At 40.5% G+C, this 13,241-nt stretch carries 9 protein-coding genes; all 9 read right to left on the bottom strand.

All coding sequences use genetic code 11. The features are described from left to right. Nucleotides 1–25 precede the first annotated feature (25 nt). Nucleotides 26–1,969, bottom strand: coding sequence for a polysaccharide biosynthesis protein (locus G586_RS0104560; RefSeq protein ID WP_026526772.1), 1,944 nt, complete (start codon nt 1,967–1,969; stop codon nt 26–28). Nucleotides 1,970–1,983: 14 nt separating this feature from the next. Then, entirely contained in the window at nt 1,984–4,704 is a 2,721-nt protein-coding gene (locus G586_RS0104555) for an O-antigen ligase family protein (RefSeq protein WP_026526771.1), read from the bottom strand. Next, nucleotides 4,701–6,377 (bottom strand): DUF6020 family protein, encoded by a 1,677-nt coding sequence (locus G586_RS0104550; RefSeq protein WP_026526770.1) that lies wholly within the window; start codon nt 6,375–6,377, stop codon nt 4,701–4,703. The genes G586_RS0104555 and G586_RS0104550 overlap by 4 nt, the downstream gene beginning before the upstream one ends. Then, nucleotides 6,358–7,308 (bottom strand): glycosyltransferase family 2 protein, encoded by a 951-nt coding sequence (locus G586_RS0104545; protein ID WP_026526769.1) that lies wholly within the window; start codon nt 7,306–7,308, stop codon nt 6,358–6,360. Before G586_RS0104545 ends, G586_RS0104550 begins: the two co-directional genes overlap by 20 nt. Nucleotides 7,309–7,327: 19 nt before the next feature. After that, the gene (locus G586_RS21750) at nt 7,328–7,873 is read right to left on the bottom strand and encodes a GNAT family N-acetyltransferase (protein WP_196811543.1); all 546 of its coding nucleotides are present in this window, start codon (nt 7,871–7,873) and stop codon (nt 7,328–7,330) included. 61 nt (nt 7,874–7,934) lie between these two features. Continuing rightward, the gene (locus tag G586_RS0104535) at nt 7,935–9,791 is read right to left on the bottom strand and encodes a hypothetical protein (RefSeq protein WP_155834021.1); all 1,857 of its coding nucleotides are present in this window, start codon (nt 9,789–9,791) and stop codon (nt 7,935–7,937) included. Nucleotides 9,792–9,814: 23 nt separating this feature from the next. Continuing rightward, nucleotides 9,815–10,951: a dTDP-4-amino-4,6-dideoxygalactose transaminase gene (gene rffA, locus G586_RS0104530; protein ID WP_026526767.1), complete on the bottom strand. Its 1,137-nt coding sequence runs from the start codon at nt 10,949–10,951 to the stop codon at nt 9,815–9,817. A gap of 3 nt (nt 10,952–10,954) precedes the next feature. Continuing rightward, a complete protein-coding gene (locus G586_RS0104525; RefSeq protein ID WP_035772495.1) occupies nt 10,955–11,434 on the bottom strand; it encodes a GtrA family protein in 480 nt (159 codons plus the stop codon). Nucleotides 11,435–11,479: 45 nt separating this feature from the next. Then, entirely contained in the window at nt 11,480–13,240 is a 1,761-nt protein-coding gene (locus G586_RS0104520) for a hypothetical protein (protein WP_026526765.1), read from the bottom strand. Nucleotide 13,241 lies beyond the last annotated feature (1 nt).

The following is a 13,241-nucleotide window of genomic DNA, read 5'->3' as shown; positions in this document are numbered from 1 at the left end:
CTCCGCTATAAACCGGAATTAAACGTCACTCCGTCTCATTGATCAGCTCAGCAGCTCTCTCCAAAGCTCTCTGATGTTCAAGCGAGTGTGAATCAGCATTGTCCTCGGGATGATATGTTGTAACAATCTTTTGGACAATCTCTCTGATCTCATCAGCATGCTCTGCCTTGGAAGCTCCATTAAGCTCCTCAAGCTGTGAAAAGAACTTCATATCATCCATATTTATCGGCTTTCCGATATGTATCATTCTATTGGCTGTATCCTGAAGCCCTTCTTCATCCATGAGCATCTCTTCATATAACTTCTCTCCCGGACGAAGACCGGTAAACTCGATTTTTATGTCCTCTCCCACTTTGTAGCCTGAGAGCTTTATCAGATTTTCAGCAAGATCAAGTATTCTTACCGGCTCACCCATATCAAGGACAAATATCTCTCCGCCCTTGGCATAAGCTCCAGCCTGCATTACAAGGCTGACTGCTTCAGGTATCGTCATAAAATATCTTATAATATTAGGGTCTGTTACAGTTACAGGACCGCCTGCCATAATCTGTTTCTTAAAGAGCGGTATTACAGATCCATTGGATCCCAATACATTACCAAAACGAACAGCAACAAACTCAGTATCATAGTGCTTATTAAAGGTCTGCACTATCATCTCACAGATTCTCTTGCTGGCACCCATGATATTTGTAGGGTTAACAGCTTTATCTGTTGAGATCATAACGAACTTCTGACATCCATTCATGGCTGCTGCCATAGCCGTCTTAAATGTACCAAATACATTATTCTTGATGGCCTCGTTCGGACTATCCTCCATGAGCGGCACATGTTTGTGTGCTGCTGCATGGTAAACGATCTGAGGTTTGTACTCCTCAAAGATCCTGTTAATTCTGTTCGTATTTCTTACTGATGCTATCAGCACCACAAGATCCAGATCAGGATGGTTTCTCTTAAGCTCCTGCTGAATATCGTAGGCATTATTCTCATATATATCAACTATCACAAGTCTCTTCGGCTTGTGATTGGCTATCTGTCTGCAAAGCTCAGAGCCGATTGATCCGCCTCCGCCTGTAACAAGAACAACCTTATCGCTGACATATCCCGCAATCTGATTGAGATCAACAGCAATAGGATCTCTTCCCAAAAGATCTTCAACCTCTACTTCACGGAGCTTGCTAACATTCACTTCGCCGTTTACAAGCTGATAAACACCTGGAAGTGATCTAAGCTTACAGTTGGTCTCCTTACAAAGATCAAGAAGCTTTCTCATTTCACTCCTTGATAATGAAGGAATGGCTACAATTATCTCATCTATATCATAGAGATCAGCACATTCAAGGATCTTATCTCTTCCGCCAACTACGCGGATTCCCTGTATATAGTGTCCCCACTTACTTCTGTCATCATCAATGATACATCTGATAACCATTGTGGAAAAATTGCTGTTAACAATCTCCTTAATGATTATATTGCCGGATTCACCTGCACCGATAACCATAACGGATATTGTATTTTTTCTGTTTTCCGTCTTGTGCTTTATGCTTCTGAAAAACCTATAACTGAACCTGCTAATGAAAATAAGCGTGATCAGAATAAAGGTATACAGAAAGTAATAGCTCTGAGGAACAGGAAGTCTTCCCACTCTGAAAAACTGAAGTCCTATTGCATTTACTACTCCGCAGACAACACATCCTGTAACAAGGTTCTGAAGCTCAGTCTCCCCGGCGTATGCCCACAGACTGTTATACAATCTGAAAAAGTAAAAAATCACTAATGAGAGCACTATATTGATGAGCAAAAAGTTTGATACAGGAGCCATAAACTCATATGGCACCAGATCCACATTAAACTCGTATCTCATCAGAAGTGCGAAGTAACTGGCCGCTATGATACTTAGGATATCGTATATAATCAGTCCTGTTCTTCTATAGAATTTTGCATAATTAAAAGGTTTCTTTTCTTGTTTCATATCATTTTATAATATCATAAATCGTTTTTACGGCATACCATATTGGTTTTCCTGTCGGTAAATGCTATTGGCATGAGTGATAACACAAGTGCTATCGCCATAGGATTACTAAACTGGAACACCCACTCGGAAAGAGCTGCCACACCAACACCCACAGTCATTCCAAATGAAAGGAGAGCACCCGGAACATCATCCTTATACTTCCTGTAATAAAATGCGCCGCTAAAAAATGCGCAGGCAAACATCAGTAAAAATACTAATCCCGCAATAATTCCATTGTCATACATAACCTGAAGGTATGTATTATGAGCATGTACTGCAATCTCTCCCGAAGGAAGGACAGCACCCATCTCATCATGTCCAAAAGGAGTCATCTGCTGAAGATATGCTTTGAAAATAGTGATTCTTCCATTTGAAAACTCTTCAATTCCATCTCCAGATGCTCCGCTGTTTTCCGCTGATTCATCGCTACTGTCTGAATCACTCTGAGATTCACTACTCTCTGCTTCGTTAAGCTCAGCGGCAGCTTTCTCAGCTTCCATTCTGGCCAAAAGCTCCTCGCCACCGGTCTTCATCAAGTATTCTTTGAGCTCAGGAGTAGTCTGTTTTGAAGCAACAAGCTCAGGGAGTGTGTAGACCATTCTCCTTGACTGATCCTCTGTAAGAGGCACTCCGTTGGCACCAACAGTAGATTTACCCTCACTGTTATAGTTGAGATTATCTTCAGGATAATTGTAATCCATTATATCCAGATTCAATATCTTTTCAGCAAAAAGATCAACGAATCTCTCAATATTCATATAAAGATGACTGTCAGGCTGTCCACCTCCATATAGGCCAAAATTCCCTGTTTCCACAAGAAACTTCTTAGGATGCCCAACTATTGCAGGTAGCGTTCTCTGCAACATGAATGCTGATGGGAAGCAAAGAATTACTGCAAGTGCCATTGTTCCTATCTGTGTTCCAAGATAGCGCAGCTTCCCTTTCTCACAGTCACCCAATGTAAGCACAAACATGCAGAAAAACATAACGATACACGCAAGGTATGATGTTCTTGAAATTGTAAAAAGCATATAAGCGGTTACAAATCCAAACAGGATAAACTCTTTCCACAGATACTTAATTCGTGAAATAAAAGAAGTCATCTCCCGTGTCATATATAGCTTATACAAAAGAAGTACCGCAGAAGCGCACTCCATAACAGTCATATATTCCGCAGTTATTGTAACCGTATGGAAAACAAACGCGTATCTTCCTGTGTTAAAAGCCGCAAAATTCCTAAACAGCCAACAGTATATCATCGATACCACAAAGTTAAGCAGCAGTCCGCCGATAATGAGTTCCGGATATGCCTTAAATCCATATAAGAAATAGCTGAGCATTAGTCCTATAACAAAGACCGCAAGCGCAACTCCCCACCATCTGGTATTTCTGAAAACAGTAAGCACAACAAAGAGAACAAGCAGCACAATACCAAAAAAGCTTATTTTAATATCAGGTAACTCAATATAGCCACTCTCTTTTTTATCGCGAAGTCTACGATAAAGCTCAATAGCCATATTCATAATGATAAATCCGGCAAGTATTGCCACAATTATTCCATAGGTCAGTATGGCATTGTGAAGATCAAACTCTTTTTCCGACTCAGGCATGAGATGCCTCTGTCTATATACATAGCCTATAAAAATGGATACCACTGCGTAAATGCAGTTCCTTCTGTTCAAAATCCTTTCAGCAGGAATTGCAAGACATAGGAATAAAAGGAGACAGATCATCTCCTTCCTCTCAGCAAGCGTCTGATAAATGGTATAGAGAGCATTCATGTACTCACAGCAGAACCAGATTGCAGCAGCAATTGTGCCCATCTGCACAAAGCTCTTTACGTTGTGCCAGAGCTTTTCGTCAAGAGTCGCATCGTTTTCATGGTTTATCGCATAAAATACAAATCCGGCAGTAATGATCACACCTATTTCCAAAAACAGGTTTTCAACTGGCCTTAAATCAAAGTATTTTACAGGATAAATCAGTATCATCATCGCAACGGTTGCCACAGTAGCCACCGGATTTCCAACTATTCTGATAACCTTATGCACTGTTATCAGTGAATCCTCTTTATTTCTGAAAAGAAATCTTTCAAGAGCTATAAGTAATACAGCAAGCAAAGCAATTTCGAAAATATAAAGAAGCGATGTTTTCTTGGAAAGAGGCTTTGCATAATTATATTTTGCAGCGAGCTGCAAGCCTTCCATACCGGTGTCATGATATGCGAAGGACACAAAATACGGCGAAGTATCCTCGCCAGCATGCTCAAAGGCCACATAATACGTTGAAAATGCTCCGCTAATGACCATCGTATAGGTCTCGCCCACATTGAGGTCAAGCCCCACTCTTACATTGAGATATCCGGGGCACTCAGCGTCATGCAAATTAACATATCGCTGATACATTACCTCCATATTCTCATTGTAGAAAACCATGCTCATGTAATTGCCGAGTTCAACACTGTCCACATAGATATCAATTGACTCAAGTCTGTCATACTGCGCAATAAATCTCTGAACAACATCGTAAAAATCATTTACTCTGTCAGAGGTCTGGACAATCTCTCCACCCCCCTTTTCAGTTACGGTTGTCTGCCATATTCTAAACGGGAAGATTGAAAGAATGGCTAAAAGAGCAAATATTAATATTACGGCTCTGATTGCCGTGGATCTGTAAACAACTTTTCTTCTCATAACTCCTCCACTGCATTTTTGTTATGCAGTAAAACTGTATAAATAAGGATAGGAACAGCATACCACAGGTAAACTGTGTACCTGACCAGATATGTAGGTCCAAGTAAAACCGTGAGCCATACAAGTCCCATAAGTATCCATGGATACATACCGGCTTCTTTTCTTATCTTGGCTGCAGTCATCATAAGATACAAAAAAGCCCAGAAATATGCAGCCGGAGAAAACAAAAGTGAAATAATCGGTATGTTCTGCTGAAATTTCTCAATTGACAACTTTCTGTAAAACGCATCAATCGCCGGAATTAAGCTGTGCCTCTCCCCCGGAAGCTCAACTTCGTATCCGAAATATGAACTGTCTGTATATGTAAATGTAAATACAGTATTCCCCTGGTAAACGTTTATAACCGCTCCGGGATACCAATATCCATAGGATGTCAAAAACCACCCATTAAGGTAGCTCATGGGATTCTCGGCACCCTTCTTAAGCCACATCTTCCAGAAAGAAGCCCTATCTTCCTCATATGCAGAGTTATCGAAGTATATTTTCAAGATATCGGAAATCCTCGGTGTATAGTGAGACAGTCCCTCCTCGCTTAAGTACCTGTGAAGTATCTCCTTTTCTTCCTCCGTAAAGCTCTCAGGTTCATAATAGTAAACTCTGGCAATCTGTTGGATCGGTACTGTCAGCATTTCCTGGTGTTCCCCTGTCTCTGCGGAAAGAGCCATCCCAATTACCATATTTATACAAAAATATAATATTACCGGAGCAATAAGAAACGTATTTCTGTGGAACCTGTCATTTTCTCTCATGATCCGGGCAGACACCATGACTATCACCGCAAAAACAAGATAAGCATAAAAGCCATTATGTCTAAAAAGCATCATCAGTACAGCTGATATTATTATCTGAAATGCTTTTTTCTTTTTCTCACCTCGACCTGTCAGTTCTTCCCACTCAAGCATCAGAATAATCGTAAGTACAAGGAATGCTGAGAAAAGGCCATCCTTACACGAACAGAGATTATACATAACTATCGTAGGAAAAAGCCCGAAAAAAGCACCGGTAATAACTCTGAATTTTTTTCCAGCACCGTGTTTTTTCAGGTAGCTGATAACATAAGTAAATATCCAGGTCATAAGAAGCATCTGGCAGAGAATATAAAAGAATATTCCCAAATTATAGCTTCCTGTAAACTTGTGGAAAAATGCCACACTCCCGCCAAGCAGAAGCACATGTAAAAGCGGATGATGCGTATTAAAGCTTCGGCTAAGCACCTCTATGACTTCTGTTTGCGCATCGTACACAAAAAAGCCCGGATAAACTCCAAGAAGTACAACAAAATTACAAGCTGCTATTGCCATCCACGTCCTGAAAAACTCATCCCGGGTATAGCCCTTCTTTACAGCGGAAAGCCTTAATGATCTTGCAGTTGTAATAACCGTAACTCCGCTTTTTTCCTTCTTTTGTTTTTCCTCCAACACCTTCCAGCTGTATTTTACAAGTATAGCTATAACAGCCGAGAGCCCAAGAAACAAAAGAATCATAAATACATTTCCGACATCTATATGATCAGTTGTCTCAAGCTGATATCCCCATACACATGCAAGGGATGCACTTACGCCAAATAAGACCGGCATCAGCCAGGTCTTATTATTACTCCTCTGATTTCTCATGTGAAACCTCATCCCTGATAACATATTGTGGATTATTATTCTGAGAAATATATATTCTCCCTATATACTCTCCTGCAAGTCCCACCATCACCATAAGCATTCCGCACATAAATACTATTGCGGACATAAGCGCAGAAAAACCGACAGTAGGAAGATCCGGATACATAATTTTCTTAATAATCGTATAAATTCCATATACAAAACCGGCTGCAGCAGAAATACCGCCCATCAGAGTTCCGATGCGCAGCGGCTTTATACTGAATGCGGTAAACCCATTGATCCAAAGCCCCATGAGCTTGGCAAATGTGTATCCGCTCTCACCAATCTCTCTCGCTCTGTGTGTCACATCGACATTCACGATATTTCTGGTGGTTCTGAGCACAAGCCCTATCACGTAGGGATAGGAGCTCTTATACTTTATCATCTCATCAACAACAAATCTTCTTACCGCAAAGTAGCTTGACACATGAAGTTCCTTCGGCTTCCCAAGCATCACATGAGCCATCCATTCGTTCATGGCAGTTCCGAAATTCCTGAAAAGATTGTGCTTTTTCTGCGCATATCTGGCATAGGCAACATCCGCACCCTTTTCAATCTGGTACAAAAGTTTTCCAACCTCATCAGCAGGAGTCTGCCCATCATCGTCAAGGCACACTACGATATCGCCCTTTGAAGCATTAAGACCTGCCATAATAGCGGCATGCTGTCCAAAGTTCTTTGCAAGGCTAAAGCCTCTTATCTCGTCATGCTCCTTCACAAGCTCGCAGATTTTCCCCCAGGTATTGTCGGGAGAACAATCATTCACAAGAATGATCTCGTAGCTGTAAAGGACAAGCATGTCCATAGCGCCTTCAATTTCATTTATTACATTTTCAATAGTCCGTTCCGAGCGATAGCAGGGAATCACAAAACTCACTAATTTATTTCGCATATCGTTATTCTACACCATTTCACAACGTCTTTTCCATCAGTATCATATCACCCAGGGCTCCATCAGAGCACTCAACAGAGGGCATATCTTCCGTTTTGATAAAACCTGCATGTTCATAGCTTTTACGAGCAGCAGTATTATCCACAAAAACTCTTAGAATAAGCTTCTTTAGCCCAAGCTCCTCCCTGGCATATCTGCACATAAGATCAGCGGCTTCATTTCCAAAGCCCTTCCCGATAGCATCATCCTCACCGATAAAAATGCCATACTCTGCGGTTTTATTAGCCATGTCAATATCTCTTAAATATACGCTTCCAACAGGATACTCATCAGCATCTGCTTTTCCCGGAATACTATCATTCTCCTTTTGGCAGATTATAAGCTGAACAACTTCTCCTGTCTCCACCTTGGTTTTCATCCAGTTGTTATGTATCTCTTCAGTGAAAACCTCTCGATATATAAAATTATTTCTAACCCTCGGATTATTCCTCCATCTCACAACCATCGGAGTATCCTCATAGGTTATCTTCCTTAAATATACCTTATCCCCTTCAATCAATTTCATCTTCATCCTGACTTTCATAAATTTATAAGAACAAAAAGTCGCTTAACTCTTAACAACAACTCTATCTTACCTTCCAGACAGAGAACTCTCCTGCAACCTCATCGGTCTTCTCAATGCTTATGTCTCTTCCCGTATCACTGTAGTAGTCCATCATCCATTCAAGATCACTGTCCTTATCGGCGATTATATATGCCCTGTCATCAAAGATAGCTTCTCCCATTGTCTCATTAAGTCCAAAGTAGTGAAGCTTCTCTTTTTCAGCAGGACTCTTTGATGCCCATCCTCCCATAAGAGTCATGTTGGATGCATCATTATTACTGCCAAACATCTCCTGAGAGTATGTATAACCTGTATCCTCATAGGCTACAGAAGTGTATACATCCACAAAATAAAATCTGTCACCATTCCCTTTGCAATAGGTTTCAAGCTCCTCATAAGCCTTGTTATATTCAGCTCTTCCTTTGCACTCAGTATCTGCTATTTTCAGATTCATGGAAAGATATCTGAAGCTTATGGAAAAGAATCCGGCAAGGCAAAAGCCCGCAAAAATATGAATGACTTCTGTGACAATCCTCTTTGTATCATCATACTTGCCATCTAAAGAATCATCTACAATTCTTCTTAGCATTTCCTCGGAAAGGACTACCAAAAGCGTTATCTCTATCAGATAAAGTGAATGCGTTATTCTTATCGGATCACGCTCTCCTGCCATTATGTATAGCCATATCATAGTCCTTCCTGCAAGAAGAAGAGCCAGCCTCCAGATCGCAGAAACAGCGATTGCCATTACCCCTTTTTTCCTTCTGCTCTCATGCAAAATAAGCATCACAAGCGCAATAAGATACATCAGGTTCGCAACTATATTCCATGGAGAATCTGTCTGCGGATACTCGAAACTTACAGGCTTTCCGATATTCAGAAATCTGTAAACATAGAGCCTCAGGCAACCGGCCATCCTGGAAACAAAAGATCTTTGGCCACTTAGCTTTTTACCATACGCTGCAATATCAGCCATCTTAGCTGCATCAATATTGTCATCTATTCCAAAGTTATAATTCTTAAGAAGCTCATATTCACTCTTTTTTAGCTCAATCGAATCATAGAAGTCCCTGTTCTCTTCATAATCCGGTATCTGATAAAAGTCGTAAACCTTAGTTCTGCTGTCAAAAAATGAATTAAACTCTCTCCACTCTTTTGATGAATAACCTGCAAAATTAAGAAGTTCCGAAACAACGAGAACTGCTATAACCGCCAGGACAGGAATAGCATGCCGCCTGATATTTTTCTTATCAGTAATGCCTCCATCAGCAAATCTGTAAAAAAGTGCAAGCATAACGAATGGAAGCATCAGCAACGTCATCTCAGACCTTGTGAGAAATGCAAACGCAATAAAAGCAGTCGCTGCCACATCCTTCTTCTCAAAACATAAAACTGCAGCAGCAGAGCACATCATGGCAACAGTAAAAGTATACTGAATAATTACAAAATGCCCCGCAACCACTGTAAGAAACACAATAAGGACTATGAGATTACATATTATTTTGATTAAGACCCTTGCTAACCAGGATGCATCTTCACCTATGCGCTTTAAAATAACATCCGCAGGAACTCCCGCAAAAGATCTCAACAGTACAAAAAAGCTTAAATACTGGCATACAATCAGATAAATCCCATAGCAGTCGGCATTCTTAAATAGCATATATACCCGGCTTATCAGAAAACTTATAGGATAGAGCATCTGAATATTATGCGCACAGGGCTTACCGGTGAAAACTCCTGACAATATATCTTTCATCAGTACATCGTCATTAAGGTCAAACCAATAAGAGTACAAAAGTCCCATAACCACTGCAAAAGCAATAGTTATGAGACCTGAAATTATAGAATTGGATGATGGGAATCTCTTTTTATTTTCCATGTCACTCATTTTCTACAGAACGTTTATAAAGCTTTATAATACTCCTTAACACGCATCACTACTTCATCAAGATCTTCATTTGTGAGACTGTAATACATCGGAAGTCTGAGCAGGCGAAGGCTCTCTTTAGTCGTATACTTATCCTCGCCGTGGAACCTACTGTACTTAAGTCCTGCAGTTGACGAATGAAGCGGAACATAATGGGATGCGGGAAGAATATCATTAGCTTTCAGATACTTTATAAGACCTTCTCTCTCCTCAAAGTCCTTACACTTAATATAAAACATGTGCGCATTATGCTTACATTCTTCCGGAACATAGGGAAGCTCGATCATTCCTGCTTCTGCCATATCCCTAAACGCCTCAGTATATCTGTTATAGTGATCCATTCTGGCATCATTGATCTCATCCGCCATCTGAAGCTGTGCATATAGATAAGCAGCATTCATATCGCTCGGAAGATAGGATGATCCCGGCTGAAGCCATGTGTACTTATCCACCTTACCAAGTTGATACAGGGTTCTGTTAGTGCCCTTTTCTCTTACGATGATCGCATCATTTACATAGGTCTCATCCCTAAGAAGGAGTGCTCCACCCTCTCCCATACTGTAATTCTTAGTCTCGTGAAAACTGTAATTACCAAAATCTCCAATAGCACCAAGTGCCTTGCCTTTATAAGTGGACATAACTCCCTGCGCGGCATCCTCGATAACAAACAGGTTGTGACGCTTTGCAATATCCATTATCGTATCCATCTCGCATCCAACACCTGCATAATGCACGGGAACAATCGCTCTTGTCTTTGGAGTAATCGCATCCTCAATAAGCTTTTCATCGATATTCATGGTATCAGGCCTGATATCAACAAATACCACCTTGGCGCCACGAAGTACAAACGCATTAGCCGTGGAAACAAAGGTATATGAAGGCATTATTACCTCATCACCTTCCTTTATGCCTGCCAGGATCGCAGACATCTCAGTGGCATGAGTGCAGGAGGTCGTCAGAAGGCACTTGTTAACACCTGTCTTCTTCTCGAACCACTCATTATCCTTCTTTGTGAATTCACCATCTCCGCAGATTTTCTGGTTTTCCACACATACCTTTATATAATCCATTTCCTTCCCGGTGTAGGGAGGCACGTTAAAATTGATACGCATAGGTCAATCCTCTTTTTTCCTAAATACTATCAGTTTACTGATAAAATAGTTAAGAACTATCACGACAAAAGTTGCAGCCAATTTTACAGGCATCTTGGCAAATCCCAGTAAAGTTATAAAAATAAATATCAGCAAATCTTCGACTACAAGTGTAAATAATCTTCCTGCAGTAAAAGATCCTGCCTGCTTTAAGAAATCTTTTTTTGTATCAACTTTACCATCAAACACCCAGGTCCTGTTGGTAAAAAACTGAAATGCCACACATATAACCCAGTCAATAGTGTTGTTTACCACCTCATTCAGATGCATCACACTATCCATAAACCAAAAAAGAAAAATACTCAAAAAGAAGGCCAGTCCTCCAAAGAATAAATATAAAAGTCCTTCCTTGTACTTCTTATAAAAAGGTTCAAATATATTAAGAACCGGCAATGACATGATTTTGTCAAAGATGTCCTTTTTTTGTACTTCGTTTAATTCCATAATTCCTCCGTGTTCTAAAACCGCGGAACAGATCTCCCACATTCTTTACCAGACCGCATAAACTTCAAAGCGGTCACTTTCAAAGACTTTATTATACTTCCAAGTCTTAAGGAAGTCCAATAACATATCATATTTTTTCTTGGCACTTCTCTCTCCTTCAAAATCAGGATTGATGATGACCACCGGTAATTCCTCATTATCAGCCCCCTCAAACTCTGAAAGAGCATCCTCAAATCTTGTCACTGTATTGGAATCAAGATCAGGCCATGTAGTGAAAATTGCCGGCTCCATATCAAGAAGATATGAAAGTCCCGGTGCTTTTCCAAACTGTAAAAGCTTTTTGTCCTCAAGACCCCTTTGTCTTATAAGGGTATGAAGCTCCGAAAGACTACTAGCATTCTCCTTAGTGGTATACATGCCTGCTGCCTTTGGAACATCCTGTGTTCCGATAAGCGCCAATCTTTTAGTTCCATCAGTACCGTCTACAAAGCTATATTTGCAATGAAAAATCGAACTCTGGAAAAATATCAAAACAAGAATCGCCATATACATAGCTTTCCAGGTGAAGTGAACCTCCTCAGAGCCACCTGCCTGTCTTACTCTTCTGAACATCCACATTATAAAAGGTGCAACTATAAACAGGTTGTTTAGAAGCGGATATGTATAATTATTACTTCCAAGAGGAGTAATAATTATTATAAGAAGGCTCGCCAGACAAAGACTTCTCTCAGATGCCTGCCCATGTATATACGGTGTCACACCAATTATAAAGAAACATATTCCGCAGATAAGAAACATCATTGCAGGCTCAAACACAGAATCATAGTAATGATAGCTTCTTGTAAATACGCTCTCTTCGTAATAGTAGTAAAACAGCAGCAGTATTCCGCCTATGTATATTATTCTTTTTATCCAGTAGAACTTGCCGGGCTTTAAGAACATCATAATGGATCCCACGATCATGCAGGGAATCATTATGATCATATGCATAAAGCTCGTATCCCACGCTGTTAATATGGCTCCGATCATGCCTCCGGCAGAGTAATCCGTTGCTTCCTTTGACATGGAAAACAGTGACATGATCATTTCCGGGTAGGCCGTAATCCCATATTCTATGCTTATCATAATTAAAGGAATCAATAAGCCGATAAAATACCCACCGATGCAAAGACCGGTTTTCCGCATTATCTCCTTCATGTCCCTTTTATGTAGTCCGTCATAATACCAAAGGACAATTATCATTGCTGCTTCTACTACATTAGGGAACCTGACCATTACTGAAAGTCCCAGGAAAAATCCCGCAAGAAGAAATTTCCATCTTGTTATCTCATAATCAGTCATTGCATGCAAAAGCAGCAGCGTTCCGGTAGTAAAGCAAAAGTATGTAAGGTAATTGTAAAGGATTGCCCTGGGGCACCAGCAAAGATTTATTGCTATCAGTTCTCCGATAAAAGTCATCCATCCCGGCATCCAGCGCTGTAGCATATAATATCCTGCAAGTGCGGTGGCACTTATTACAAATGAGCAATAAATATTCATACCAAGCATGGTACTTCCACCGGGAAGCACCATAAAAAACCGTCCAATCAGATTAGGAATATATGTCGCGATCATCCACATCGGGTCAAGCGCATCCGCAAACTGATAATTTCCAAGACTATACGTAGTGTCGGTAATATCTACCCCCTGCGCCACCCCGATAAGCGGATACAAAAACAGAATCACAGGAAAAATCCACTTTTCCAGTGGTTTCTGATATTTTTTAAATCTAAAAACTTTTTCCCTTACGGTAAGTAATGTAAGCATA

The organism is Butyrivibrio sp. VCD2006, assembly GCF_000423925.1.
Classification (GTDB): domain Bacteria; phylum Bacillota; class Clostridia; order Lachnospirales; family Lachnospiraceae; genus Butyrivibrio.
Note: the sequence above shows the minus strand (reverse complement) of the source record. Positions and strands in the feature narration are given on the sequence as shown.

Coding starts and splice junctions, on each gene's coding strand:
- G586_RS0104555 (WP_026526771.1), bottom strand. CDS start 4,704: ATGAGAAGAAAAGTTGTTTACAGATCCACGGCAATCAGAGCCGTAATA.
- rffA (WP_026526767.1), bottom strand. CDS start 10,951: ATGCGTATCAATTTTAACGTGCCTCCCTACACCGGGAAGGAAATGGAT.
- G586_RS0104550 (WP_026526770.1), bottom strand. CDS start 6,377: ATGAGAAATCAGAGGAGTAATAATAAGACCTGGCTGATGCCGGTCTTA.
- G586_RS21750 (WP_196811543.1), bottom strand. CDS start 7,873: ATGAAATTGATTGAAGGGGATAAGGTATATTTAAGGAAGATAACCTAT.
- G586_RS0104525 (WP_035772495.1), bottom strand. CDS start 11,434: ATGGAATTAAACGAAGTACAAAAAAAGGACATCTTTGACAAAATCATG.
- G586_RS0104545 (WP_026526769.1), bottom strand. CDS start 7,308: ATGCGAAATAAATTAGTGAGTTTTGTGATTCCCTGCTATCGCTCGGAA.
- G586_RS0104535 (WP_155834021.1), bottom strand. CDS start 9,791: ATGGAAAATAAAAAGAGATTCCCATCATCCAATTCTATAATTTCAGGT.
- G586_RS0104520 (WP_026526765.1), bottom strand. CDS start 13,240: ATGCTTACATTACTTACCGTAAGGGAAAAAGTTTTTAGATTTAAAAAA.
- G586_RS0104560 (WP_026526772.1), bottom strand. CDS start 1,969: ATGAAACAAGAAAAGAAACCTTTTAATTATGCAAAATTCTATAGAAGA.